The sequence below is a fragment of the Nocardioides zeicaulis genome (assembly GCF_042432345.1).
GTDB lineage: Bacteria > Actinomycetota > Actinomycetes > Propionibacteriales > Nocardioidaceae > Nocardioides > Nocardioides zeicaulis.
On record NZ_JBHLXH010000001.1, the window covers coordinates 2,158,720 to 2,183,528 of the forward strand.

The window sequence follows — 24,809 nt, forward strand, 5'->3', positions numbered from 1 at the left end:
GGCAGCAGGCTAGGGCCGGGGCTGGGGCTCAGCCGTCCGCGGGCCGCGCTCGCACCCGCCACGCCTCGAGGTGGCTGAACCCCTTCGCCTGCACCCGCCGCACCCGGCGGAAGCGCCACGGCGTGTCGTCACCGTCGTCCGCCATCGCGTCGTGGACGCCCGCGTCGACCAGCACCGAGCCGGGACGGGCGGCCGAGGTCAGCCGGGCGGCCGCGTTGACGGTGGAGCCGAACACGTCGCCGAGGCGGCGTACGACCGGGCCGTGCGCGACGCCGGCCCGCACGGCGGGGAACGGGTCGTCGTCGTCCGCGCCGCGGGCGGTGAGGGCGAGGGCGACGTCGAGCGCCGCCGCCGGGTCGTCGACGGTGAAGAGCACCTCGTCGCCGATCGTCTTGATCACCTGGCCGCCGTGGTCGACGACGAGCGTCGTGGTGTCCTGCTCGAACCGGTCGACCCACGCGACGAGCTCGGCGCCGTCGAGGGAGCGGCTGCGGGTGGTGTAGCCGACGATGTCCACGAAGCACACCGCGAGCTCGGCCTCCGCGCGGGCGAGGGAGCCGGCGTCGTCGAGCAGGTGCTGCGCGGCGCTCGCGAGGTGGCGGCGCCACACGTAGGTCTGCAGCGCCTCGACGCGGGGGAGCACGTCGGCGGTGAGGGTGGTCAGCTGGTCGGCCGGGTCGCGGTCGCCGTCGGGCCCGGCCAGCACCAGCGAGGCCAGCAGCCCGGTCTGCCACTCCGCGAGCCGCGCGTAGCTGCGGCCCCAGGTGCGCACGAGCGCGGCCTGCGACTCCGGGGGCAGGATGCCGAGCTCGACCAGGTCGGCGCTGAGCCGCAGCGCCTCCACGTCGCCCTCGGCGAAGGCGACGTCGTCGTCGCCGCGGTGCGGGAAGCCGAGCTGGTGCCACAGCGTGACCGCGAGGTCGAGCGGTACGCCGGCGCGCTCGGCCACCTCGACCCGCGTCAGGGTGGGCTCCTGCCCGAGCAGGAAGGCCTCCATCGCCCCGGCGGTGCCGGGCGGGAGGTCGGTGCTCATCCCCCGGCGCCCCGGCCGGCGGCAGCAGCACGCAGGGCCTCGCCGAACGCCGGCACCTCCTCGGCGAGCGCGGAGAGGCGCTCGCTGGTGAAGTGCACGACGCGCAGGGGCGTCAGCGCGACGACGGTGGCCGAGCGCAGCGTGCGGTTGACGATCGCGGCCTCGCCCACCACCGCACCCGGGCCGAGGGTGGCGACCTCCGTGCCATGGCGGCGTACGGACACCTCGCCCTCGGTGATGAGGTACGCCTTGTCCGCGGGCGTGCTCTCGGCGATCGGCGACCACCCCTGCGGCAGGGTCAGCGGGGTGCCCGCCGCCAGGACGGTCCGGCGCTCGGCCGGGTCCAGGGAGTCCAGGATCGAGTCGGTCATGCCCGCTCAACGACCCACCGGGCCCGGGGTGATGGGTCCCGGGTCAGTCGGTGGCGAGCGGCTCGCGCGAGATCGGGCAGCTCATGCAGCGCGGGCCGCCGCGACCCGAGCCGAGCTCGGAGCCGGCGATCCGGACGACCTCGATGCCGGCGGCCTCGAGCCGGTCGTTGGTCTCGTCGTTGCGTTCGTAGGCGACCGCGACCCGCGGCGCGAGGGCCAGGGTGTTGTTGCCGTCGTCCCACTGCTCGCGCTCGGCGGTGACCGGGTCGAGGCCGGTGTCGATCTGGTGCAGGGTGTCGATCTGCATCGCCTTGGCGGCGGCGACGAGGAACGGCTCGGAGTCGCTGACCTGGAGGGTCAGGTCGGACTCGTCGGAGCCCTCGTCGGCCAGCGTGACGGTGACGGCGCGCAGGTTGTCGGCGACGTTGGGGTACATCACGACCTTGTCGACGTCGACCATCGTGCACACCGTGTCGAGGTGCATGGTCGCGCGCTCCTGCGCGATCGGCACGGCCAGGACGGTGTGGGCCAGGCCCGCGTGGAAGACCTGGCGGGCCAGCCGCTCCACGCCCGCGGGCGTCGTACGCTCGCCGACGCCGACCGCGATCACGCCGGGGGCGAGCAGCAGGACGTCGCCGCCCTCCACGTGCTCGTTGTGCCAGCCGTGGATCTTGCGGGTGCCGGCGAAGCGCGGGTGCTCGGTGTAGATGAGCTCGGTCAGCTGGGTCTCGCGCTTGCGCGCCGGCATCGCGAGGCTGGTCACCGCGACCCGGTCGCGCACCCAGACGCTGGAGTCGCGGGTGAAGAGCAGGTTGGGCAGCGGGTCGATGAGGAAGTCGTGGGGGTCGAGCAGGCTGGTGACCAGGCCATGGCCGCCGCGCACCTCGTCGTTGCGGATGCCGGCGGTCAGCACGTCGGTGAGCTCGGCGGGGGCGAGGTCGCGCAGCGCGGTCGCGAGGTAGCGGCGCATGGTGTCGCCGAGGTGCAGGCCCGACAGCGCGCTGGTGATCGCGTGGTTGCGGGCCAGCTCGCTCTCGAGGGTCTCGGTGAGGAGCTGCGTCAGGTAGAGCACCTCCACGCCGCGCTCGCGCAGCGTGTCGGCGAAGGCGTCGTGCTCCTCCTGCGCGCGGCTGACCCACGGGATGCCGTCGAACAGCAGCCGGTCGTTGTTGCGCGGCGTCAGGCGCTTGAGCTCGTTGCCGGGGCGGTGGAGCATCACGGTGGCCAGGCGGCCGACCTCGCTGTCAGCGCCATGGGGGGTGGTGACCATGCGCGGACTCTATCGGTCGGTGCGCTCACCGCACGTGCGGCGGATGCGGCCGCCGTGATCGCGGCCGCCGGGCCAGGACCGCCGCACGTGCTCAGGCGGCTTCAGCGTGTCCCGGGAAGTGAGGTCGCCACGCGTCGCCGAGCCGGAGGGGGACACCCGGCATGCGGCGAGCCAGGAGCACCCGGTGGACGCGGTGGAGGGTCTCGGCGGGAGTCGCGAAGATGCCCGAGCTGACGACCGGGACCAGCCGCCAGCCGGAGTCGTCGATCGCATCGCGTCGGGAGAGGTCCGCCTCCCAGGCACCCGGAACCAGCACATGGAGGGCACCGTTGTACTCGATGGCGACGCGGACCTCCGGGTAGCTCAGGTCGTACTTGCGGACCACGTCGCCGACCTCGTCGCGCACCTTCAGGTTGACCTGCGGCTCCGGCAGCCCGGCCAGCACGATCAGCATCCGCAGCCGGGTCTCCATCGGGGAGTCGACGTCGCGCCGGACGTACGCGGCCGCGCGCCGGGCCCGCGACGCCATCTTGTGCGGCACGTCGGCGCAGAACCGGACCAGCGCCTCCGGTGAGAGGAGTCCCCGCCGGACCATCGCGTCGCCGAGCACGACCAGGTCGACCAGCGTGAGAGTCTCCGCCATCTCGACGAACAGCATCCTCGGCTCGCTCACCGGGACGTCGTCGACGACCCGCACCGCGGTGTGCCGACCGACGTGCGCCCTGACGCCCCGGTGGCGGCGCCGCAGGCCCGCCCGTCGCACGCTCACGTGCTCGTCACCGCTGGTGGGGACGGGGAGGTCGTAGACCCGAGCCGCGGAGGCGTGACTCGCCCAGGCCACCCCCTCGTACGCGAGGAGCGCGGCGTTCGCGCGCAGCCGCGGGGTGACGACGACCGCCGACGTGACGTAGGTCCCCGGCAGCACGAGCCGGAACCCCGGTCCGCGGAGCGCCTTCGGGCTGATGCCCGCCGCAAGCCCGGTGCGGCGCAGGAACGGGACGGTCGGGTCGAAGGCCACTCGACGATGGTGCCGCGCGTACGACGTACGTGCTGCCGTCCTCCACAGGCCGCACGTGCGGCGGTCATGGCCGTCCTTCGGGCCGCTGGAGGACCACTACCGCCGCACGTGCGATGACCTACGTCCGTGCCGCGCGACGAAAGGGCCAGGACCGCCGCACGTGTGGCGCCCGGTTCAGGACTGCTGCGCCCGCCACTCGTCGCGGTGGAGGGCGTACTCGTAGGAGTCGGTCCAGCGGCCCTTGGACCAGAAGTCGCCGAGGCGGTGCACCTCGCGGCGCATGCCGAGCCGCTCGCAGAGGGCGGCGGAGCGGTCGTTGCGGGCGTCGAGGTTGGCCACGACGCGGCGCAGGCCGTAGTGCTCGAAGGCCATCCGGAGCACGGCGCGGGCGGCCTCGGTGGCATAGCCCCGGCCGGCGTGCCGCGGCATGACCGTCCAGCCGATCTCGCCCTCGGTGAGGCCGGTGCCCTGGAGGACGAGGATGGTGTCGCCCACCACCTCGCCGTCGTGCTCGGCGACCAGGCCGACGAACATCCCGTCGGCCGGGTCGGAGCGGCGGCGCACCATCTCGGCGACCTCGGCGGGGTTCTGGGTGCCGGTGAGCAGGAGGCTCGCGTAGGACTCGTCGGCCCACGCCTCGGCCATCGCGACCTCGTCGCCGGCCTGGAAGGGGCGCAGCAGCAGGCGCTCGGTGCGCAGCGGCCACACCGGCGCGACGAGGGTCAGGAACTCCCGGCGCGGCGCGTCCACCCAGGTCTCGCGCACCGTCGGCCCGCCGAGGCGGAGCCGGTCGTAGGCCGTCATCGGCAGCAGGAGCGCGTCGAGGCCGGGCACCGCGAGCACGCCGTCGACGGCCTCGCCGATCATCCCGCGCCCGATCTCGTCGTGCGGGTCGCGGCGCAGGATCTCGACCGCCGCCGAGGCCTCGGCGACGCGTGCGGCCTTCTGCCGGATCCGGACGGGGGAGACCTCCTCGAGGCAGACGTACTGCCCGGAGAGGTAGTGGCCCCACTCGGCCTCGCCGGTCTCGGGATCGTCGGGCCAGAAGGCCAGGAACCAGCCGTGGAGCGCATCGAGGCCACCGGCGACCTCGGCCAGCCGGCCGTGGTCGGCGGGCACCATCGGCGTGCCGTCGGACAGGACGTACGACGGCAGCGGGAGCCGGTCGTCGAGCATCAGCGCCATCGCCTCGGGCGTGGCCTCGACGAAGTGCTCGCGCACGTAGGCGTCGTCGGCCCCGGTCATCGCGTGCTTGCCGTTGACCTCGACGTAGCGGCGGCGGACCGCCTCGATCAGCGCGTCATCTCCCACACGGTCAACAGTGCCATGAGCACGCAGACCGTCGCACCGAGATAGTGGAGCACCGCCAGCCGGACGCGCTGGAGCAGCAGGCGGCCGACGATGACCGCCAGGCCGGAGACCGCGAGCAGCGCGCCCCACGCGCCGATGAAGACCGACACCGGGTCGTCGTACTTGGCGACCAGGGAGATGGTGAGCAGCTGCGACAGGTCGCCCCACTCGGCGGCGAAGAGCACCAGGAACGACGTCACCACGACCTTGAGGCCGTGGGCGGTCGCGTCGGCCTTGGCGGCGTACTCCTCCTCCTGGTCGGACTCCTCGGCGTCGGCCGAGCGCGCCTCGCGGAAGAGGATCACCGCGCCGATGACGAACATCAGCGCCGCGACGCCGTGGATGAGCTGCTCGGGCAGGAAGGAGGCCGCCTTGCCGACGCCGACCGCGACCCCGGTCTGCACGAGGAACGCCAGCCCGACGCCGATCCACACGAAGAGCGGGCGCATCTTGGTCGACATCACCAGCGTGGCGATGAAGGTCTTGTCGGGCAGCTCGACGACGAAGATGGCGCCGAAGGCGAGGGCCACGACGAGGAGATCGATCACCGCATGAGTCTCGCCTACGCGTCGCGGAAGGAGTCCGCAGGGTAGACGCCGAGGACCTTGATCTCGGTCGTGAAGAACGCCAGCTCTTCGAGCGCGTTGCGCACACCCGGGTCGTCGGGGTGGCCGTCGACCTCGGCGAGGAACTGCGTCGCGGTGAAGTGCCCGCCGACCATGTAGGACTCGAGCTTGGTCATGTTGACGCCGTTGGTGGCGAAGCCGCCGAGCGCCTTGTAGAGCGCCGCCGGCAGGTTGCGGACGTTGAAGATGAACGTCGTCACCACCGGCCCGCGTCCGGACGGCGCCCGCTCGAAGTCGCGGGAGAGCACGACGAAGCGGGTGGTGTTGTGGTCCTCGTCCTCGATCTCCTCGCGCAGCACCTGCAGGCCGTAGATCTCCGCCGCCAGCGGCGGGGCGATGGCGGCCTGGGTGGGGTCGCCCGACTCGGCGACCTCCCGGGCCGCGCCCGCGGTGTCGCCGGCCACCACCGGGACCAGCCCGAGCTCGCGGATCACGCCGCGGCACTGGCCGAGCGCGTGGACGTGGCTGTGCACGGTGCGCAGCGAGTCGACCGTGGCCTCGGGGAGCGCCATCAGCGAGAACTGGATGCGCAGGAACCGCTCGCCCACGATGTGCAGGCTCGACGTCGGCAGGAAGTGGTGGATGTCCGCGACCCGGCCGGCGATCGAGTTGTCGATCGGGATCATCGCCAGGTCGGCGTCGCCGTTCTCGACCGCGGCGAACGCGTCCTCGAACGACGCGCACGGCAGGGGCTCCCAGTCGGGGTAGGCCTGCTGGCACACGAGGTGGGAGTTGGCGCCCGGCTCTCCCTGGTAGGCGATCCGTCGAGCAGTCACGTCGGCGAGTGTGTCATCTCCGGCCGTGTCCGCCGGTCCGCGACCGCACGGCGAACATAGGGTTCGGGGGTGCTGTCCGTCGTCGCCGTCCTCCTCGCCGCCGTCGCCTGCGTCCTCGGCGGCCTCGCCCTGCGACGTACGTCCGCACGCCCCTCGGCCGACGGCGTCGACGCGCTGCCCGAGGACGTGCACGGCCTGCGTCAGGAGGTCGCGGCGCTCAAGGCGGAGAACGCCGACGCGCTGCGGCACCTCTCGGTCGTGAGGTACGACGCCTTCGGCGACGTCGGCGGCCACCTCAGCTGGAGCCTGGCCGTGCTCGACGACGCCGGCCACGGGGTCGTGCTGACCTCCATCCACGGGCGCAGCGAGGCCCGCACCTACGCCAAGTCCATCTCCTCCTGGTCGTGCGAGCAGCAGCTCTCGCCCGAGGAGGAGGAGGCGATCGAGCACGCCCGCCCCTGAGGCGGCACGGGCTGGGACACCTCCTGCCGGGCGCGGTGCGGCGCGCGCCACACCGGCGACAAGTGGCCGTCAACGGGCGCCAAGATCGCGTCAAGACGGGCGGTGAGGCCCGGTCGCGGGTCGAGCGTGGAGCCATGAGCATCGAATCCGGCCTGCTCGTGGTCGCGGTGGTCGCCGCCGCGCTCTACGTCCTCGCAGCCCTTGTCCTCCCGGAGCGCTTCTAGTGTCCGACACCCTCGGCGGTCTCCTGACGATCGCGCTCCTCGTCGCCCTGCTGGCAGCGGCCCACGTGCCCCTCGGCGACCACATGGCGCGGGTCTTCACCAGCACCCGCCACCTGCGCGTCGAGCGCGCGGTCTACCGCCTCAGCGGCGTCGACCCCGACGCCGAGCAGGGCGCCCGCTCCTACGCCACGGGCGTGGTCGGGTTCAGCCTGGTCAGCATCGTGGTGCTGATGGCGATCCAGCTCGCCCAGGCGGCGCTGCCGATGGACCGCGGGATGCCCGCCGTGCCGTTCTGGATGTCGTTCAACACCGCCATCTCCTTCGTCACCAACACCAACTGGCAGTCCTACGCCGGCGAGTCCACGCTGGGCTTCACCGCGCAGATGGCCGGGCTCGCGGTGCAGAACTTCCTCTCGGCCGCCGTCGGCATCGCGGTCGCGGTCGCACTGGTGCGTGGCTTCACCCGCTCCCGCACCGGCGCGCTCGGCAACTTCTGGGTCGACCTCACCCGCGGCACGGTGCGGATCCTGCTGCCGATGGCGTTCGTCGCCGCGGTGCTGCTGGTCGCCGGCGGCGTCGTGCAGAGCTTCGCCGACTCCACGATGTCGACCCTGGCGGGCCACTCGCAGGTCCTCACCGGCGGGCCCGTCGCCAGCCAGGAGGCCATCAAGGAGCTCGGCAACAACGGCGGCGGCTTCTTCAACGCCAACTCCGCCCACCCGTTCGAGAACCCGACCGGCTGGACGAGCTTCGTGGAGGTCTTCCTCATCCTCGTGCTGCCCGTCGCGCTCACCCGCACCCTCGGCACGATGCTCGGCAACCGCCGCCAGGGCCTCGCGGTCCTCGGCGTGATGGGGGTGCTGTGGACCGTCTCGCTCGTCGTCACGACGTGGGCCGAGGTCGGCGCGCACTCGCCGACCGCCCGGGCCGCGGGAGCGGCGATGGAGGGCAAGGAGACGCGCTTCGGCGAGTGGGCGTCGGCGCTGTTCGCGGTGGCCACCACCGGGACGTCGACGGGGGCGGTCAACGCCTCGCACGACTCCCTCACCGCCGCCGGCGGCGGCACCGTGCTGGTCAACATGATGCTGGGCGAGATCGTGCCCGGCGGTGTCGGCGCCGGCATCTACGGGATCCTGGTGATGGCCGTGCTGGCGGTCTTCGTCGCCGGCCTGATGGTCGGCCGCACGCCCGAGCTGCTGGGCAAGAAGATCAGTGCGAAGCAGATGACCTACGTCGCGCTCTACACGCTGACCACGCCCGCCCTCGTGCTGGTCGGCACCGGCGTCGCGATCGCCCGCGACTCGACGGCCGACGCGATGGGCAACCCCGGCGGCCACGGGTTCTCCGAGGTGCTCTACGCCTTCACCTCGGCCGCCAACAACAACGGCAGCGCGTTCGGCGGCCTCACGGTCACCTCGGACTTCTTCCAGGTGGTGCTCGGGCTGGCCATGCTGCTCGGCCGGCTGCTGCCCATCGTGCTCGTGCTGCTGCTCGCCGGGTCGCTCGCCGAGCAGGGCAAGGTGCCGGTCACCGCCGGCACGCTCCCCACCCACACCCCGCTCTTCGCCGGGATGCTGGTCGGCGTCATCGTCGTGATGACCGGCCTCACCTACTTCCCGGCGCTCGCCCTCGGACCGATCGCAGAGGCCTTGGCATGACGTTGTTGACCCCCACCCCCCCGACCTCCGCGACGCAGGAGCAGGACGCCGCGCGCGCCCACCGCCCGGCCGCCGGCACGACCACCCGGTCCCTGCTCGCGCAGGGCGTACGGCAGCTGCCGGAGGCGGTCCGCAAGCTCGACCCGCGCCACCTGTGGCGCTCGCCGGTGATGTTCCTGGTGCTGGCCGGCTCGGTCGTCACCACCGGTGCGGCCGTGCGCGACCCCGGGTTCTTCACGATCTCGATCGCCGTGTGGCTGTGGCTGACCGTCGTCTTCGGCAACCTCGCCGAGGCCGTGGCCGAGGGTCGCGGCAAGGCGCAGGCCGCCTCGCTGCGCGCCGCGCGCACCGACACCGTCGCCCGCCGCCTCGCAGCGGACGGCTCGGAGTCGCCGGTGCCGGCGACCCACCTCGCGGTCGGCGACCTGGTCGTCGTCGAGGCCGGCGACGTGGTGCCGGGCGACGGCGACATCGTCGAGGGCATCGCCTCGGTCGACGAGTCCGCGATCACGGGCGAGTCCGCCCCCGTCATCCGCGAGGCCGGCGGCGACCGCAGCGCCGTCACCGGCGGCACCCGGGTGCTCTCCGACCGCATCGTCGTACGGATCACCGCCGCTGCCGGCGAGACCTTCCTCGACAAGATGATCGCGCTCGTCGAGGGCACCTCGCGGCGCAGGACCCCGAACGAGGTCGCGCTGTCGATCCTGCTCTCCAGCCTCACCCTGGTCTTCCTCGCCGCGGTCGCCACGCTCGCGCCGATGGCGGCGTACTCCGGCGCGCCGCAGGACGTCGTCGTCCTCGTCGCCCTGCTCGTCTGCCTGATCCCGACGACGATCGGCGCCCTGCTCTCGGCCATCGGCATCGCCGGCATGGACCGGCTGGTGCGGGTCAACGTGCTCGCCATGTCGGGCCGTGCGGTCGAGGCCGCCGGCGACGTCAGCACCCTGCTGCTCGACAAGACCGGCACCATCACCTACGGCAACCGGCGGGCCAACCGCTTCGTCGCGGCCCCCGGGGTCGACCAGGACGAGCTCCGCGACACCGCGCGGCTGTCCTCGCTCGCCGACCAGACCCCCGAGGGTCGCTCGGTCGTCGACCTCGCGCTCTCCCAGGGCGCGGACGACGCGGACCTCCCGGCCGGTGCGGAGTTCGTCGAGTTCACCGCGCAGACCCGCATGTCGGGCGTCGACCTCGCCGACGGCACCCAGGTCCGCAAGGGAGCCGGGTCGGCGATCGCGACCTGGCTCGGCACCCAGCAGCCCGACGAGGTGTGCGAGGTCGTCGACTCGATCTCCCGCGGGGGCGGCACCCCGCTGGTCATCGGCCGCAAGGACGCCCGCGGCGCCGGCCAGGTGCTCGGCGTGATCCACCTCAAGGACGTGGTCAAGGAGGGCATGGCCGAGCGGTTCGCCGAGCTGCGCGCGATGGGCATCCGCACCGTGATGGTCACCGGCGACAACGCGCTCACCGCGCAGGCGATCGCTGCCGAGGCCGGCGTCGACGACGTCATCGCCGAGGCCACCCCTGAGGACAAGATGGCCTACATCCACCGCGAGCAGGAGGGCGGCCGGCTGGTCGCGATGACCGGCGACGGCACCAACGACGCGCCCGCCCTCGCGGCCGCCGACGTGGGCGTGGCGATGAACAGCGGCACGGCCGCCGCGAAGGAGGCCGGCAACATGGTCGACCTCGACTCCGACCCCACCAAGCTCATCGACATCGTGGAGATCGGCAAGCAGCTGCTCATCACCCGCGGGGCGCTGACGACGTTCTCGATCGCCAACGACGTCGCCAAGTACTTCGCGATCATCCCCGCGATGTTCGTCGCCGCCCACCCCTCCCTCGACAGGCTCAACGTGATGGGGCTCGCGACGCCGCAGTCGGCGATCCTCTCGGCGGTCGTCTTCAACGCGCTGGTGATCGTCGCTCTCATCCCGCTGGCGCTGCGGGGCGTACGTTTCCGCGCCGCGTCCGCGACCTCGGTGCTGCGCCGCAACATCCTCGTCTTCGGCCTCGGCGGCGTGGTGGTGCCGTTCGTCGGCATCAAGCTCATCGACCTGGTCGTGTCCACCGTCCCGGGCCTCGGCTCCTGACCCGGCTCCAGAAAGCGTCATGACATGTTCTCCGACCTCGCCCGCCAGTCCTTCGCCGGCCTGCGCCTCCTCCTCGTGATGACCGTCCTGCTCGGCGTCGGCTACCCCGCCGCGGTGTGGGCCGCCGGCCAGGCCTTCGGCGACCGCGCCGACGGCCAGCCGGTCCGCCTCGACGGCCATGTCGTCGGCTCCCGGCTGATCGGCCAGCAGTTCGACGGCGAGGTGTGGTTCCACTCCCGGCCCTCGGTCAACGACTACGACACCCTCGCCTCGGCCCCCAGCAACCTCGGCCCGCTCAGCACCGACCTGGTGGCCGCCATCGGTGAGCGGCGCGCCGAGGTCGCCGCCCGCGAGGGCGTCGCGGAGTCACAGGTCCCGCCCGACGCGGTCACCGCCTCCGGCTCGGGCCTCGACCCGCACATCAGCCCGGCGTACGCCCGGCTACAGGTCCCGCGCGTCGCGGCCGCGAACGGGCTGTCCGTCGACGACGTGCGCCGCATGGTCGCCGACAGCACCGACGGCCGCAGCCTCGGCTTCCTCGGCGAGCCCGGGGTCAACGTGCTCGAGCTCAACCTCGCCGTGCGGGCCGCGGTCCAGGGTGCAGCCGGCTGACGCGGCCCGCCCGGGCTCGGTCTCCCCGGCGTGTGCCGCCGGGGGAGACTGATCCCATGGAGCGGTCCACCCCACGCGCCACCGAGCGAGGCACGCTGCGCGTCTACCTCGGCGCCGCACCGGGCGTCGGCAAGACCTACGCCATGCTCGACGAGGGCCACCGTCGCGTCGAGCGCGGCACCGACCTGGTCGTCGGCTACGTCGAGACCCACGGCCGGCCCCGCACCCAAGCGGGCCTGGAGGGCCTCGAGGTGGTGCCGCGCCGGAGGATCGACCACCGCGGCACGGTCCTGGACGAGATGGACCTCGAGGCGATCGTGGCGCGGCGTCCCGACGTCGTCCTGGTCGACGAGCTGGCCCACACCAACGTCCCCGGCAGCGTCCACGAGAAGCGCTGGCAGGACGTCGAGGCGCTGCTCGACGCGGGCATCGAGGTCGTCACCACCGTCAACGTCCAGCACCTCGAGTCGCTCAACGACGTCACCGAGCAGGTCACGGGCGTGCGGCAGCGCGAGACGGTGCCCGACCACGTGGTGCGCTCCGCCGACCAGATCGAGCTGGTCGACATGAGCCCGCAGTCGCTGCGCCGCCGGATGGCCCACGGCAACATCTACCCGGCCGACAGGATCGACGCCGCCCTCTCGCGCTACTTCCGCGAGGGCAACCTCACCGCCCTCCGCGAGCTCGCGCTGCTGTGGCTCGCCGACCGCGTCGACGAGGGGCTCGAGCGCTACCGCCGCCAGCACGAGATCGACGCGACGTGGGCCACCCGCGAGCGCATCGTCGTGCCGGTCAGCGGCGGCCCCGAGTCCAGCACGCTGATGCGACGGGCCGCCCGGATCGCCAGCAAGCGCTCCGGGGGCGAGTGGCAGGCCCTCTACGTCACCCGGCAGGACGGGCTGACGAGCATCGCGCCCGACCAGCTCGCGCGGCTCTCGGCCAAGGCCGAGGAGCTCGGCGGCAGCCTGCACACCGTCGTGGGCGACGACGCCGCCGACGCCATCCTGGCCTTCGCCCGCGCGGAGAACGCCACCCAGGTGGTGATCGGCGCCAGCCGTCGCGGTCGCCTCTCCACGGTGCTGCGACCCGGCGTCGGCGAGCGGGTGGTCAGCGGCTCGGGCGACATGGACGTCCACATCGTCTCCCACGACTACGCCCGCGCCGCCTCCCGCGACAAGGGCGCCCCCGCCGACGAGCTCGGGCCGCGACGGCGCCTGGCGGGCCTGGTCTTCGGGCTCCTCGCGCCCACCGCGTTGAGCCTGGCGCTCCACCTCACCCAGGACCTCCACGGGTTGCCGATCGAGGCGATGTCGCTGATGGTGGTGGTGGTCGCGACCGCCCTCATCGGCGGGTTGGCGGCCGCCGTGGCCTCGGCGCTGGTCAGCGCGTTCCTGCTCAACTACCTGTTCACCCCGCCGCTCCACACCCTCACCATCGCCGAGCCCGAGAACGTCGTCACGCTGGTGATCTTCGTGGCGGTCGGCATCGCCGTCGCGACGGTCGTCGACCTCGCGGCACGGCGTACGACGCAGGCGCGGGCCGCGCGGGCCGAGGCCGACGCGCTCACCGTGCTGGCGCACAGCCTGCTCACCTCCAGCCAGGACACCGCCGGCCTGCTGTCGTCGGCCTGCCGCCAGCTCGACGCCCGCGGCGCGGCCCTGCTGCGGCGGGAGCCCGGCGGCGCCGAGGTGGTGGTCGCCTCCTGCGGCGACGCCCCCACCTCGGTCGAGCGCGCCGACGCGGCGGCGGCGGTCGACGACCGCAGCACCCTCGTGCTCGCCGGCACCACGCTGCCGGCCACGGCGCGGGGTCTGCTCAACGCCTACGCCGCCTACGCCAAGGTGATGGAGGAGCGGCGGCTGGCCACGCTGGCCGACGTCGAGCGGCTCCGGCTCGCCGAGCTCGACCGCACGCGCACGGCGCTGCTGGCCGCGGTGTCGCACGACCTGCGCAACCCGCTGGCGGCGGTGAAGGTGGCGGTCGCAAGCCTGCGCAGCACGGACGTCGCGTTCTCACCGCAGGACGAGGCGGCGCTGCTCGAGACGATCGAGGAGTCGACCGACCGGCTGACCGCGCTGGTGGCCAACCTGCTCGACATGAGCCGGATCAGCACGGGGTCGGTGAGCGTGGCGGTCGGCGAGGTCGGCCTCGCCGAGGCGGTGCGGGCCAGCATCGCGCCGCTCGTCGGCGGCGAGCGGATCGAGGTCGACGTCGACCCCGAGGTGACCGCGCTCGCCGACGCCGGGCTGCTCGACCGGGTGCTGGCCAACATCTGCGAGAACGCCCTCAAGTACACGCCGGTGACCGCCCGGGTCCGCGTCGACGCGGGCACGGCGGGCGACCGGGTGACGCTCCGGATCTCCGACACCGGGCCGGGCGTGCGCGACCACGACCGGGCGCGGCTCTTCGCGCCGTTCCAGCGTCTCGGCGACGTGCCCCAGCAGGACGGTGTGGGGCTCGGGCTCGCGGTGGCGCACGGCCTCACCGAGGCGATGGGTGGCACGATCTCGACCGAGGAGACCCCGGGCGGGGGGCTGACGTTCGTCCTCGAGCTGGCGGCCGCGCCCGACGCCGTACCGCCCGCCGGGACGCTGGACGTCCCGATCCTGGATAGCGAGACCCGATGACCTTCGTGCTCGTCGTCGACGACGACCCGGCGATGCGCCGCACGCTGTCGATCAACCTGCGGGCGCGCGACTACGAGGTCGAGACCGCCGGCGACGGCCGCTCGGCCCTGCAGGTCGTCGACGAGCGGATGCCCGACGTCGTGCTGCTCGACCTCGGGCTGCCCGACCTCGACGGCATCGCGGTGCTGACCCGGCTGCGCGCGTTCACCCAGGTGCCGGTGATCGTGGTGTCGGCCCGCACCGAGTCCGACGACAAGGTGGAGGCGCTCGACCTCGGCGCCGACGACTTCATCACCAAGCCGTTCTCGATCGAGGAGCTGCTCGCGCGGGTGCGCGCCACCTCACGACGCGTCGGACGCGAGGAGCCCGACCTCGTCGTCGAGGTCGACGGCCTGCGCCTCGACGTCACCGACTCCCGCGCGACCCGTGACGGCGAGGAGCTGCACCTGACCCCGACCGAGTGGCGCATCGTGGAGGTCCTCGCCCGCCGCCGCGGCCGGCTGGTGCGCCAGGGCGAGCTCCTCACCGCCGTCTGGGGCCCGCAGTACGAGCGCCAGACCAACTACCTCCGGGTCCACCTGGCCAGCATCCGCCGCAAGCTCGAGGCCGACCCCGCCCACCCGGTGCTCTTCGTCACCGAGCCCGGGATCGGCTACCGCTTCGCCCCCCACTGAGTCGGCGCGAGTGTGCCGCGGATCAGTGCCGAGTCGGCGCGAGTGCGCCGCCGGGCGGGACACAAGCGCCGACTCGGCGGGCCTGAGCGGGACACACGCGCCGACTCGGCGGGCCTGAGCGGGACACGCGCGCCGGGTCAGCGGGGGACGCGGACGAGGAGGCGGCCGTGGATGCACTCCATCCACAGCTCGCGACCCTCGCCGACGGAGTCGCCGTCGAGCTGGCGGGGGGTGTCGGTCGAGGCCTTGATCCGCACCCGGGAGCCGGTGCGGCGGTCGAGGGTCTCGTCCACGATCGGGCTCTTGCGCAGCACCCGCATCGCGACGGTGATCCACGACAGGAACTGGCGGGGGTGGATGATCACGACGTCGAGGATGCCGTCGTCGAGGGTGGCGTCGGGCAGCAGCGGCATCCCGGCCTGGAGGAAGCCGACGTTGCCGACCACGACGGTGCGGGCTCGGTGGGTGGTCGGCTCGCCGTCGTCGACCTGGATCTCGACCTTGATCGCCGGGAACATCAGCGAGCGCAGCCCCGAGACGACGTAGGCGACCCATCCGATCTTCTTCTTGATGTCCTCGTTGACGCCCTCCATGATCGCGGCGTCGAAGCCCATCCCGGCCATCACCATGAAGTGGGTGTCCTCGATGCCGTCGCCGCCGACCCTGACCAGGTCGATGGCGCGGTCCTGGCCGTTGAGGGCGACGTCGATCGCCGAGCGGAGGTAGAGCGGCACGTCGAGGTTGCGGGCCAGCAGGTTGCCGGTGCCGGCGGGGATGATGCCGACGGGGATGCCGGTGCCGGCGAGCTCGGCGCACACCTCGCGCACCGTGCCGTCGCCCCCGCAGACGATGACCAGGTCGGCGCCGGAGACCGCGGCCTTCTCGGCCATGCCGGTGCCGGGGTCCTCGACCGTCGTGTACTGCCACGTCGGCTCCGACCAGCCCGACTCGCGCGCCATCGCGCTGACGACGGAGCGGAACTGGCCGACGTCCTCGACCTTGATCGGGTTGAGGATCACCGCGACCCTGCGCTCGGAGGCGTACACCTCCGGCAGCGGCTCGGCGTGGGCCGCGGTGGAGCGCGGGCGCGGGTCGACGAGGGCGAGCCCGAGGGCGAAGATGCCGATGCCGAGGAGCGAGCCGGCGATCACGTCGGTGGGGTAGTGGCGCCCCAGCAGCACGCGGTCGAGGCAGACCAGGAGCCACCACGCGACCACGAGGACGATCCCGAGGCGCCGGAGGCTGGCCCGGCGCACGAACAGCACGAGCAGCGTCACGAGGAGGCAGGCGTACGCCGCGGTGGACGAGGCGTGCCCGGACGGGAAGCTGTAGGAGCTGAGCGGGCTGAAGTCCGTGCCCTGCCACTCGGGACGGTCGCGGCCCAGCCACACCTTGAGCGCGGAGGTGGACAGCGACGTGGCGACCATCACCACCAGCGCCAGCAGCGCCGCCCACCGCTGGCGGCGCAGCAGCAGGCCCAGCACCAGCACCACGGTCAGCACCGTCATCCCGACGGTCGCGAAGAGGTGCTCGACCACCCGCAGGACGTCGATGAACGCCCTCGAGTCGTCGGCCCAGTCCTCGAGGTTGCGCCCCTCGACGTCGAAGGAGTCGAGCGGCGCGCGGTCGCCGGTGACGGCGTACCCGAGGACCGAGAACAGCACCAGGCAGACCGCGGCCAGGGCGAGCGAGCGGAAGCGGGAGGCGCGAGTCACCTGCGAAGTATGCCCAAACCCGTTTCGGCACCCCACGCCCCTGCGGATAGCCTTCCCCTCGTGATCGACCCTCGCCTGCTCCGTGACGATCCCGACCGCGTGCGTGCCGCCCAGGCCAAGCGCCGGCTGTCCGACGACGTGGTCGACCGGGCGCTGGCCGCCGACTCCGCTCGCCGGCAGGCGATCGCCGACTTCGAGGCCAAGCGCGCCGAGCAGAAGGCCAGCGGCGCGCTCGTCGCCCGGGCGCAGGGCGAGGAGAAGCAGGCCCTGCTCGCGCAGGTCAAGGAGCTCGCCGCGAGCGTGAAGGAGGCCGAGGCCGCCCGCAACGCCGCGGAGGCTGCCTGGGACGAGGCCATCCGGGCGATCCCCAACATCGCCGACGACGCGGCGCCGGCCGGGCTCGAGGACGACTACACCGTCATCGAGCAGGTCGGCACGCCGCGCGAGTTCGACTTCGAGCCCCGCGACCACGTCGAGCTCGGCCAGCTGCTCGGCGCCTTCGACCTCGAGCGCGGCGCCAAGGTGTCGGGCTCGCGGTTCTACTTCCTCACCGGGGTCGGTGCCCAGCTCCAGCTCGCGCTGGTCAACATGGCGATGGACCAGGCGCGGGCGGCGGGCTTCGTCCAGACCGCCGCGCCGTCGCTGGTGCGCCCGCGCGCGATGGAGGGCACGGGCTTCCTGGGCCAGGCCGCCGACGACGTCTACCGCATCGAGGGCGAGGACCTCTACCTCGTCGGCACCTCCGAGGTCCCCATGGCGGCCTACCACTCCGACGAGATCCTCGACCCCGCGTCCCTCCCGCTGCGCTACGCCGCCTTCAGCCCGTGCTTCCGCAAGGAGGCCGGCAGCCACGGAAAGGACACCCGGGGGATCTGGCGGGTGCACTGGTTCGACAAGGTCGAGATGTTCGTCTACACCACGCTCGAGGAGTCCTGGGCCGAGCACCAGCGGCTGCTGGCGTGGGAGAAGGAGTTCCTCGACAAGCTCGAGCTCTGCTACCGCGTCATCGACACGGCGGCCGGCGACCTCGGCCTGAGCGCGACCCGCAAGTTCGACTGCGAGGCGTGGATCCCGACCCGGCAGGGCTGGGGCGAGCTCACCTCGACCTCCAACTGCACCGAGTTCCAGGCCCGGCGCCTCGACATCCGAACCCGCGCGGACGGCCAGACCACGCCGGTCGCCACCCTCAACGGCACGCTCACGGCGGTCACCCGGGCGATCGTCGCGATCCTCGAGACGCACCAGAACGCCGACGGCTCGGTCACGGTCCCGCAGGCGCTCCGCCCCTACATGGGCGGTCTGGAAGTGCTGAAGCCCCTTGTCTGACTGGGCACCGAAGCTCGTCGCGCTCGACATCGACGGCACCCTGCTGGCGTGGGTCGACGGGCAGACCGAGGAGTACGAGACCATCACCGCGCCGGTGTACGACGCGGTGCACCGCGTGCTCGACGCCGGTGCCCACGTCGTGCTGGCCAGCGGCCGCTCGCCGCACGGCATGACCCGGATCGCCGACCTGCTCGACCTCCCGCGTGACGGCTCCGACCGGCTCTGGGTGGTGGCCTCCAACGGTGCGGTCGTCTTCCGCTACCCGCCGATGGAGGTCGTCCACGAGGAGACCTTCGACGCCGCCCCCGCGGTGGCCGCCGTGCTGGAGCACCACCCGAACGCCCTGGTCGCCGTCGAGGAGCGCGAGGTCGGCGGCTACCGCGTCAACCGCGTCTTCCCCGAGGGCGAGATCTCCGGCGAGCAGATCATCACCGAGGTCGACGACATCGTCGGCGAGCCGGTCAGCCGCGTGATCATCCGCGACCCCGAGGCCACGGCCCAGGACTTCGTCGAGCTCGGCGCCCGCCTCGGGCTGCACGGCACCGACTACGTCGTCGGCTGGACGGCCTGGCTCGACCTGTCGCCGGTCGGGGTCTCCAAGGCGTCCGGTCTCGAGCACGTGTGCGCCCAGCTCGGCCTCACCGCCGCCGACGTGCTCGCCATCGGCGACGGCCGCAACGACATCGAGATGCTCACCTGGGCCGGCCGCGGCGTGGCCATGGGCCAGGCGGTCGACGAGGTGAAGGCCGCCGCCGACTTCGTGACCGACCCGGTGGTCGAGCACGGCGCCGCGGTCGAGATCTCGCGCTGGTTCCCGCCCGCGGGTGCCTGAGGTGGGTGCGGCGGCGCGCCCGCGCCTGGTCGCCACCGACCTCGACGGCACGCTGCTCGACCCGCAGGGACGCGTCACCGACCGCACCCGGGCGGTGCTCGACGAGCTCGACGACCTCGGCGTACCGGTCGTGTTCACCACGGGCCGGCCGGTGCGGTGGATGGAGGAGCTCTGGGACGCCGTCGGCGGCCACGGGCTGGCGATCTGCAGCAACGGCGCGGTGGTCTACGACGTCGCCCGCCGCGAGGTCCGCGAGCACCGGCCGGTCGCCCGCGAGGTGGGCCTGGGGCTGGCCGACGCGGTGCGCGAGGCCGTGCCCGGGACGACGTTCGCCCTCGAGCACACCGGCGGCTGGTCCAGCGAGGCCGACTTCCCCGGCCACCCCGACGACGTGGCCGGGCGCACGCAGGGGCCGTGGGCCGAGATCTACCGCGACGACGTGGTGAAGGTGCTCGCGGTGCACCCCGACCTCGACCCCGAGGACTTCTGGCAGCGGGTGGAGGCGGCCGTCGGCGACCGCGTGGTCACCACCTGGTCGTCGTCGTTCGCGCTCGTCGAGATCAGCGCGCCCGGCGTCACCAAGGCCACGACGCTGGCCACGCTGGCTGCGGAGATGGGCGTCGCGGCGCACGACGTCGTCGCGTTCGGCGACATGCCCAACGACCTGCCGATGCTGGAGTGGGCCGGGACGTCCTACGCCATGGCGCAGGCGCACCCGTCGGTCCTCGAGCTCGCCGACCACCGCGCGCCCGGCAACGACGCGGACGGCGTCGCGGTGGTGCTCGCCGACCTGTTCGACCTGCGTCGTTAGGGTGAGGCCCATGTCCCGAGCCCTCCGCGTGGTCGCCGCGCTGCTCGTCGCGTGCACCGGCCTGGTGCTGGCGGTGTCCGCCCCCGCGTCGGCCGCGTGCACCTGCAAGCAGGGACAGCTCGCACAGCAGGTGCGGAAGGCCGACGCCGTCTTCATCGGCAGCATCGACGCTGTCGGCACCACGTCGGGTGGCGGGCACACCTACACGATCACCGCCTCGCGCAGCTTCAAGGGCGAGCCCGAGCGCTCGACGATGGTGGAGTCACCGGGCGGCAAGGACGCGTGCGGCCTCGGTGCCCTGCAGGTCGGCCAGACCTACGTCTGGATGGCCGCCGGCACCGCCTCGCCCTACCGGGCCGACAGCTGCGGCGGCACCTCGGTGGCCAACCCGACGAAGGTCGAGAAGGTCGAGAAGCTGCTCGGCGAGGGCGCGGCCGTGGAGCCGCCGCCCCCGCCGCAGGCCGTGCGCACGCTGGTCGAGGACGCGCCCCCGGCGCGCTTCGCCCGGATGGCCGCGCCCGGTGCGGCGGCCGCGCTCGTCGGCCTCCTCGGCCTCGTCGTCGTACGCCGTCTCTCGCGGCGCTGAGCCGACCGGTCCGCGGCCGGCGGGCTCAGAGGTACATGCCGCCCGTGCCGCCGGTGCCGTCGCCGTCGTCGTCGCCGCCGGGCGCGGCCATGTTGGGCATCCCGACGGGCTGCTGGGGCGCGTGCCCCGCGCCCGGGGGCAGGGCCCGGCGCATCTGCTCGAGCTGGGCGCGGGAGACCATCTGCTGGGCGTAGATCGCGGTCTGGATGCCGTGGAAGAGGCCCTCCAGCCAGCCGACGAGCTGGGCCTGGGCGATGCGGAGCTCGCCGTCGGACGGGGTGCTCCCCTCGGTGAAGGGCAACGAGAGGCGCTCGAGCTCCTCGACCAGCTCCGGCGCCAGGCCCGACTCGAGCTCCTTGATGGAGGCGGCGTGGATCTCCTTGAGCCGCTGGCGGCTGGCCTCGTCGAGGGGCGCGGCCTTCACCTCCTCGAGGAGCTGGCGGATCATGCTGCCGATGCGCATGACCTTCGCCGGCTGCTCGACCAGCTCGGTGACGTGGCGCTCACCATGCTCGCCGTCCTCCCCGGCCTCGCGGCCGTCGTCACCGGCCGCCTGCGCCATCGCGGGGAGCGCGCTCGCGGGGATGGTGCCGATGGGCTGGCCGTCGGGACCGAGGACCACGACCTGGTCCTCGCCGTCACCGGCGGTGGGGGCTGAGGGCTGCTGCTCGGTCATGCCACGACCCTAGCCGGGCACCTCAGAGGGTCAGCACGATCTTCCCGCTGTGCCCGCCCTCGTCCATCAGTGCGTGCGCCCTCGCGACGTCCTCGAGCGGCATCGTGTTCTCCACGATCGGACGGACCTGGCCCGAGGAGACGAGCGGCCACACGTTCTCGACCACGCCGCAGCAGATCGCGGCCTTCTCGTCCCGCGGCCGGGCGCGCAGCGAGGTGGCGGTGACCGAGGCGCGCTTGCGGAGCAGGGCGTTGATGTCGAGCTCGCCCTTCGCGCCGCCCTGCATGCCGATGATCACCAGCCGACCGCCCGTGGCGAGCGCGGCGACGTTGCGCCCGAGGTACTTCGCGCCCATGTTGTCGAGCACGACGTCGGCGCCGCCGGCCTCCTCCAGCACCTCGACGAAGTCCTCGTCGCGATAGCTGATCGCGCGGGTGGCGCCGAGCGTGCGGCACAGCTCGAGCTTCTCGGGCGACCCGCCGGTGGCGTAGACCTCCGCGCCGCGGGCGGCCGCGAGCTGGATCGCCATGGTGCCGATGCCGCCGGCGCCGCCGTGCACGAGGAAGCGCTCGCCCTTGGCGAGGTGGGCGGTCATGAAGACGTTGGACCACACGGTCGCCGCGACCTCGGGCAGTGCCGCGGCCTCGACCAGCGAGACGCCGGACGGCACGGGCATGACCTGGCCGACCGGGACCGCGACCCGCTCGGCGTACCCGCCGCCGGCGAGCAGCGCGCACACCTCGTCGCCGACCGACCACCCCTCGACGCCCTCGCCGAGGGCGGAGACGCGGCCGCTGCACTCGAGACCGATGACCTCGGAGGCGCCGGGGGGCGGCGGGTAGAAGCCCTGCCGCTGCAGGGTGTCGGCGCGGTTGACCGCGGTGGCGACGACGTCGACGACCACCTCGCCCGGGCCGGGCGTCGGGTCGGCGACCTCACCGACGGACAGGACCTCGGGGCCGCCGGTGCCGGCGGCGACGACGGCGCGCACCGGCTCAGTCCTCGTACTCGTCGTCGGTGTGGTCGACGACCGAGTCGTCGGGCACGTCGTCGTCGACGTCGTCCGGGTCGTGGGCGTCGGCCGGCTTGTCCCAGCTCTCGGCCAGGGCCTGGGCGCGGGCGGCGAGGCGCTCCACCTGGTCGGGAGCGGCGTCCGCAGCACCTGCGGCGAAGCCGAGGAGGTACGCCGTGATCGGCGCGGCCGTCTTCTGCACGTTCTGCGACGCCGTGCGGGCGAGGTCGAGGACGAGGCCCTCGTCGACCTCGGTGTCGACGTCGAGCGCGTCGCTGAGCTCGTCGATCCAGTCGTGGAGGTTCACGGGTCCAATCTCCCCCACCGGGTCGGCGCCGGGCAAGGGACCCCCGGAGCGGGCCGGCTACTGCTCCGCGAGGTCGCGCAGGTCGGCCCACGAGTCGACGTCGGACGCCTCGTCGCCCTCGGCCGCGACCTCGGCGAGAAGCAGGGGGGCGAGCAGGCGGTGGAGCGCCATGCCGTGCCGGCCCTCCAGGCCGGGGGTCACCGAGGCGAGCCGCGCGGCGTCCAGCACGCCCGCGAGCTGGCGGCGGCCGTCGGGGCCGTGCAGGAAGGCACCGTCGTGGCCGGCCGCGGCGGAGCGGAGCCGCCGGAACGTGCGCGGCGTCGTGCGCGGCATGTCGACCGCGAGCACGCCGAGGAGCGAGGGGCGGCGCAGCAGCGCGTCCACGCCGGTGAGCAGCCCGGCGACCGGTCCACCCCGCGGTGGGTCCTCGCACACGAACGTCACCGGCCGCGAGGTCGGCACCGGCTCGGGCGCCACGACCACCACCTCGTCGGCGTCGACGAGCGCGTCGAGCGCCAGCGCGAGCAGCGTCCGCCCGCCCAGCTCGATCGCCGCCTTGTCGACGCCGCCCAGGCGGGCCGCGGTGCCGCCGGCCAGCACGACCGCGCAGAAGCCCCCGCCCCGGTCGTCCTCGGCCATGCCCCCGCCCCGGCCCTCTCCCATGCCCCCATCCTGCCCGCAGGACTGGCACGCTGGACCCATGAGCGACCAGCTGCGCGTGCGCGTCCTGCAGTGGGCGAGCGGGCTCGACCCCGCCGCCAACCGGGCCCGGCTGGCCGGCATCGGCCCGGGGGCCGACCTGGTGGTGCTGCCCGAGGCCTTCGCGCGCGACTTCGGGCAGGCGGGCTCCGACGTGAGCGCGTTCGCCGAGACGCTCGACGGTCCGTTCGCGAGCGAGGTCGACCGGGTCGCGGGCGCCGCGTCCTGCACGGTGGTTGCTGGCATGTTCGAGGTGTCGGGCGACCCCGCCCGCCCGTTCAACACCCTGACCGTCGGCGGGGGCGAGGGGGGCTCGTACCGCAAGATCCACCTCTACGACTCCTTCGGCTACCGCGAGTCCGACCGGCTCAGCGGGGGCGCCGTGCAGCCGGTCGTGGTCGACGTCGCGGGCTGGAAGGTCGGCCTGATGACCTGCTACGACCTCCGCTTCCCCGAGCTGTCCCGGATGCTCGTGGACGCGGGCGCCGAGGTGCTGGTCGTGCCGGCGGCCTGGCTGCCGGGCGACCGCAAGGTCGGCCACTGGCGCACGCTCCTGGCTGCCCGGGCCATCGAGAACACCTGCTTCGTCGTCGGTGCAGGCCAGCCGGAGCCGCGCTACGTCGGGCACTCCGCCGTCCTCGGCCCGCTGGGCGACGAGCTCGCCGCCGCCGGCGGTGCGGAGGCCGTGCTCGACGTCACCCTGGAGCGCGACGACCTCGTCGCGGCCCGTCGTACCAATCCCTCGCTGGCCAACCGCCGGCTGTAACCTCGTCCGACGTGTCTTCCCCCACCTCCGGCGGCTCGCGCGGCTCGTCCCGCGGCAAGCGCGCGGCCGAGCGCCCGCCCTCGCGGTGGCGCCGCGCCCGGAGGCCGGCCCCGCCGGCACCCGCCCCGGAGGTGGCGACCGCGCCCGCCGAGCAGGTGCGGCCGGTCGCGACCGAGCCCGTCGAGGTGCCGCCCGCCGCGGTGCCGTCCGGTGAGCCCGTCGCCACGCCCGCCCCGATCATCGGCGGCCCGGTGCTGCCCGACGACGGCCCGCGGATGCAGCTCGTCGCCCTCTGGCTCGGCCTGCTGGGCCTCGGCACCCTCGCGCTCCTGTGGTGCGCGGTGAGCGGCTCGCTCTCCACCGGCACCAGCGACAACGCCCTGTCCTCGGCCCCCGGCTGGCTCGACGGCGCCGGTGCGGTGGCCGTCGCCACCGCGCTGTCGTGGCTGCTGGCCACCCGCACGGCCGGGCGGGCACTCGTCTCCGCCGGCCTCGCCCTCGCGCTCGGCACCGCCAGCGTGCTGGTCGGCGGCCGCGTGCTCCCGACCGGTGCGGCCGTGATGACCTGCGTGGTCGGCAGCGTCTACGCGGTGATGATCACCATCCCGGCGGTGACGTGGTGGAAGGCGGTGCGGGAGGTCCTCGTCGCGACCGTGGTGGCCGTCGCCACCGCCCTCGCCGTCGTCGGCTTCGAGCCCACCGTCGGCACCGAGCGGTTCCAGTTCGCGGCGCTCGTGCTGGCTCTCGGCCTGCTGTTCACCATCGTCTACCGCCTCGGCGCCGGCCTCCACGGCCTGGGCCGCCGCGGCGTCATCGTCGTCGCCGGGGGACTCGTCGTGCTGGTGGTGACGCTGGCCTACGCCGAGCTGCTGCGCCGCTACGGCGCCCAGACGTTCGTGTCGTCGGTGCTCGACTTCGCCGAGGCGACCGCCGACCGGATCGGGGCGTTCCCGCGCCCGCTCGTCGTCCTGCTCGGCGTCCCGGCCCTGGTCTGGGGCACGCACCTGCGCGCCCGCCGCCGTCAGGGCTGGTGGGTGTGCGCCTTCGGCGTGGCCGCGACCGTGCCCATGGCGACCGTGCTCGTGCCGCCGGACGGCTCGTTCCTGGAGGCGGCGCTGCGGGTGGTGTACTCCCTCGTGCTCGGCCTCGTCGTCGGCTACCTCGTCATCCGCGTCGACCTCGCGCTGACCGGGCCCAAGGGCCGCGGCGGCCGGCGCGCCGAGGAGGCCGGTCCGCACCGCCCCGAGCCCCGGCGCTTCGCCGAGCTCTGAGCCCTCCGCGGCAG

General features: G+C 73.7%; 24 protein-coding genes. 12 read left to right on the forward strand and 12 right to left on the reverse strand.

Annotated elements, in window-relative coordinates:
- Positions 1–28: 28 nt before the first annotated feature.
- The 7 genes from ACFFJG_RS10555 to ACFFJG_RS10585 all read right to left on the reverse strand — a co-directional run bounded on the left by ACFFJG_RS10555 (position 29) and on the right by ACFFJG_RS10585 (position 6,444).
- Complete coding sequence (locus ACFFJG_RS10555) at positions 29–1,033, reverse strand: adenylate/guanylate cyclase domain-containing protein (protein WP_378518653.1); 1,005 nt, start codon at positions 1,031–1,033, stop codon at positions 29–31.
- Positions 1,030–1,404, reverse strand: a complete 375-nt coding sequence (locus ACFFJG_RS10560; RefSeq protein ID WP_378518655.1) for a cyclic nucleotide-binding domain-containing protein — start codon at positions 1,402–1,404, stop codon at positions 1,030–1,032. The genes ACFFJG_RS10555 and ACFFJG_RS10560 overlap by 4 nt, the downstream gene beginning before the upstream one ends.
- 43 nt (positions 1,405–1,447) lie before the next feature.
- Entirely contained in the window at positions 1,448–2,674 is a 1,227-nt protein-coding gene (locus ACFFJG_RS10565; RefSeq protein ID WP_378518656.1) for an arginine deiminase, read from the reverse strand.
- A gap of 91 nt (positions 2,675–2,765) precedes the next feature.
- Positions 2,766–3,692, reverse strand: coding sequence for a hypothetical protein (locus tag ACFFJG_RS10570; RefSeq protein ID WP_378518658.1), 927 nt, complete (start codon positions 3,690–3,692; stop codon positions 2,766–2,768).
- 174 nt (positions 3,693–3,866) lie between these two features.
- Positions 3,867–5,003 (reverse strand): GNAT family N-acetyltransferase, encoded by a 1,137-nt coding sequence (locus tag ACFFJG_RS10575; RefSeq protein ID WP_378518660.1) that lies wholly within the window; start codon positions 5,001–5,003, stop codon positions 3,867–3,869.
- A complete protein-coding gene (locus tag ACFFJG_RS10580; RefSeq protein ID WP_378518661.1) occupies positions 4,985–5,590 on the reverse strand; it encodes a TMEM165/GDT1 family protein in 606 nt (201 codons plus the stop codon). The genes ACFFJG_RS10575 and ACFFJG_RS10580 overlap by 19 nt, the downstream gene beginning before the upstream one ends.
- 14 nt (positions 5,591–5,604) lie before the next feature.
- Positions 5,605–6,444: a prephenate dehydratase gene (locus tag ACFFJG_RS10585; RefSeq protein ID WP_378518662.1), complete on the reverse strand. Its 840-nt coding sequence runs from the start codon at positions 6,442–6,444 to the stop codon at positions 5,605–5,607.
- A gap of 69 nt (positions 6,445–6,513) precedes the next feature.
- On the opposite strand from ACFFJG_RS10585, the gene ACFFJG_RS10590 reads away from it, so the two are divergent.
- The 6 genes from ACFFJG_RS10590 to ACFFJG_RS10615 all read left to right on the forward strand — a co-directional run bounded on the left by ACFFJG_RS10590 (position 6,514) and on the right by ACFFJG_RS10615 (position 14,794).
- Positions 6,514–6,906 (forward strand): DUF4446 family protein, encoded by a 393-nt coding sequence (locus ACFFJG_RS10590; RefSeq protein ID WP_378518663.1) that lies wholly within the window; start codon positions 6,514–6,516, stop codon positions 6,904–6,906.
- A gap of 223 nt (positions 6,907–7,129) precedes the next feature.
- Entirely contained in the window at positions 7,130–8,788 is a 1,659-nt protein-coding gene (kdpA, locus tag ACFFJG_RS10595; protein WP_378518664.1) for a potassium-transporting ATPase subunit KdpA, read from the forward strand.
- Positions 8,785–10,881, forward strand: coding sequence for a potassium-transporting ATPase subunit KdpB (kdpB, locus tag ACFFJG_RS10600; RefSeq protein WP_378518665.1), 2,097 nt, complete (start codon positions 8,785–8,787; stop codon positions 10,879–10,881). The genes kdpA and kdpB overlap by 4 nt, the downstream gene beginning before the upstream one ends.
- A 24-nt stretch (positions 10,882–10,905) precedes the next feature.
- The gene (gene kdpC, locus ACFFJG_RS10605; RefSeq protein ID WP_378518666.1) at positions 10,906–11,493 is read left to right on the forward strand and encodes a potassium-transporting ATPase subunit KdpC; all 588 of its coding nucleotides are present in this window, start codon (positions 10,906–10,908) and stop codon (positions 11,491–11,493) included.
- A 56-nt stretch (positions 11,494–11,549) separates the two neighbouring features.
- Positions 11,550–14,120 (forward strand): ATP-binding protein, encoded by a 2,571-nt coding sequence (locus tag ACFFJG_RS10610; protein ID WP_378518667.1) that lies wholly within the window; start codon positions 11,550–11,552, stop codon positions 14,118–14,120.
- Positions 14,117–14,794: a response regulator gene (locus ACFFJG_RS10615; protein ID WP_378518668.1), complete on the forward strand. Its 678-nt coding sequence runs from the start codon at positions 14,117–14,119 to the stop codon at positions 14,792–14,794. The genes ACFFJG_RS10610 and ACFFJG_RS10615 overlap by 4 nt, the downstream gene beginning before the upstream one ends.
- A gap of 137 nt (positions 14,795–14,931) precedes the next feature.
- Here the strand turns inward: ACFFJG_RS10615 and ACFFJG_RS10620 are convergent, their stop codons facing one another.
- Entirely contained in the window at positions 14,932–16,509 is a 1,578-nt protein-coding gene (locus ACFFJG_RS10620; RefSeq protein ID WP_378518669.1) for a bifunctional phosphatase PAP2/diacylglycerol kinase family protein, read from the reverse strand.
- Between the two features lie 60 nt (positions 16,510–16,569).
- On the opposite strand from ACFFJG_RS10620, the gene serS reads away from it, so the two are divergent.
- The 4 genes from serS to ACFFJG_RS10640 are packed head-to-tail and all read left to right on the forward strand — an operon-like array spanning position 16,570 to position 20,064.
- Complete coding sequence (gene serS, locus ACFFJG_RS10625) at positions 16,570–17,835, forward strand: serine--tRNA ligase (RefSeq protein ID WP_378518670.1); 1,266 nt, start codon at positions 16,570–16,572, stop codon at positions 17,833–17,835.
- Positions 17,828–18,667, forward strand: coding sequence for an HAD family hydrolase (locus ACFFJG_RS10630; protein WP_378518671.1), 840 nt, complete (start codon positions 17,828–17,830; stop codon positions 18,665–18,667). The genes serS and ACFFJG_RS10630 overlap by 8 nt, the downstream gene beginning before the upstream one ends.
- Positions 18,660–19,478: an HAD family hydrolase gene (locus ACFFJG_RS10635; RefSeq protein ID WP_378518672.1), complete on the forward strand. Its 819-nt coding sequence runs from the start codon at positions 18,660–18,662 to the stop codon at positions 19,476–19,478. The genes ACFFJG_RS10630 and ACFFJG_RS10635 overlap by 8 nt, the downstream gene beginning before the upstream one ends.
- Positions 19,479–19,488: 10 nt before the next feature.
- Positions 19,489–20,064: a hypothetical protein gene (locus ACFFJG_RS10640; protein WP_378518673.1), complete on the forward strand. Its 576-nt coding sequence runs from the start codon at positions 19,489–19,491 to the stop codon at positions 20,062–20,064.
- 25 nt (positions 20,065–20,089) lie between these two features.
- On the opposite strand, the gene ACFFJG_RS10645 is transcribed toward ACFFJG_RS10640, so the two are convergent.
- From ACFFJG_RS10645 to mobA, 4 genes are read right to left on the reverse strand one after another with little or no spacing between them, the layout of a single operon-like run.
- Positions 20,090–20,740 carry a bacterial proteasome activator family protein gene (locus ACFFJG_RS10645; RefSeq protein ID WP_378518674.1) on the reverse strand — a complete coding sequence of 217 codons (651 nt, stop codon included), beginning with the start codon at positions 20,738–20,740 and terminating at the stop codon, positions 20,090–20,092.
- A 22-nt stretch (positions 20,741–20,762) separates the two neighbouring features.
- Complete coding sequence (locus ACFFJG_RS10650; RefSeq protein WP_378518675.1) at positions 20,763–21,731, reverse strand: NAD(P)H-quinone oxidoreductase; 969 nt, start codon at positions 21,729–21,731, stop codon at positions 20,763–20,765.
- A 4-nt stretch (positions 21,732–21,735) separates the two neighbouring features.
- Positions 21,736–22,059: a DUF6457 domain-containing protein gene (locus ACFFJG_RS10655; protein ID WP_378518676.1), complete on the reverse strand. Its 324-nt coding sequence runs from the start codon at positions 22,057–22,059 to the stop codon at positions 21,736–21,738.
- Between the two features lie 57 nt (positions 22,060–22,116).
- On the reverse strand, positions 22,117–22,722 hold the full coding sequence (gene mobA, locus ACFFJG_RS10660; protein WP_378518677.1) for a molybdenum cofactor guanylyltransferase: 606 nt from the start codon (positions 22,720–22,722) through the stop codon (positions 22,117–22,119).
- Between the two features lie 37 nt (positions 22,723–22,759).
- On the opposite strand from mobA, the gene ACFFJG_RS10665 reads away from it, so the two are divergent.
- Positions 22,760–23,524: a carbon-nitrogen hydrolase family protein gene (locus ACFFJG_RS10665; protein ID WP_378518678.1), complete on the forward strand. Its 765-nt coding sequence runs from the start codon at positions 22,760–22,762 to the stop codon at positions 23,522–23,524.
- An 11-nt stretch (positions 23,525–23,535) separates the two neighbouring features.
- A complete protein-coding gene (locus ACFFJG_RS10670; RefSeq protein WP_378518679.1) occupies positions 23,536–24,795 on the forward strand; it encodes a hypothetical protein in 1,260 nt (419 codons plus the stop codon).
- The last annotated feature ends 14 nt before the right edge of the window (positions 24,796–24,809 follow it).

Coding starts and splice junctions, on each gene's coding strand:
- ACFFJG_RS10610 (WP_378518667.1), top strand. CDS start 11,550: ATGGAGCGGTCCACCCCACGCGCCACCGAGCGAGGCACGCTGCGCGTC.
- kdpB (WP_378518665.1), top strand. CDS start 8,785: ATGACGTTGTTGACCCCCACCCCCCCGACCTCCGCGACGCAGGAGCAG.
- ACFFJG_RS10645 (WP_378518674.1), bottom strand. CDS start 20,740: ATGACCGAGCAGCAGCCCTCAGCCCCCACCGCCGGTGACGGCGAGGAC.
- mobA (WP_378518677.1), bottom strand. CDS start 22,722: ATGGGAGAGGGCCGGGGCGGGGGCATGGCCGAGGACGACCGGGGCGGG.
- ACFFJG_RS10565 (WP_378518656.1), bottom strand. CDS start 2,674: ATGGTCACCACCCCCCATGGCGCTGACAGCGAGGTCGGCCGCCTGGCC.
- kdpC (WP_378518666.1), top strand. CDS start 10,906: ATGTTCTCCGACCTCGCCCGCCAGTCCTTCGCCGGCCTGCGCCTCCTC.
- ACFFJG_RS10555 (WP_378518653.1), bottom strand. CDS start 1,033: ATGAGCACCGACCTCCCGCCCGGCACCGCCGGGGCGATGGAGGCCTTC.
- ACFFJG_RS10665 (WP_378518678.1), top strand. CDS start 22,760: ATGAGCGACCAGCTGCGCGTGCGCGTCCTGCAGTGGGCGAGCGGGCTC.
- ACFFJG_RS10640 (WP_378518673.1), top strand. CDS start 19,489: ATGTCCCGAGCCCTCCGCGTGGTCGCCGCGCTGCTCGTCGCGTGCACC.
- ACFFJG_RS10560 (WP_378518655.1), bottom strand. CDS start 1,404: ATGACCGACTCGATCCTGGACTCCCTGGACCCGGCCGAGCGCCGGACC.
- ACFFJG_RS10615 (WP_378518668.1), top strand. CDS start 14,117: ATGACCTTCGTGCTCGTCGTCGACGACGACCCGGCGATGCGCCGCACG.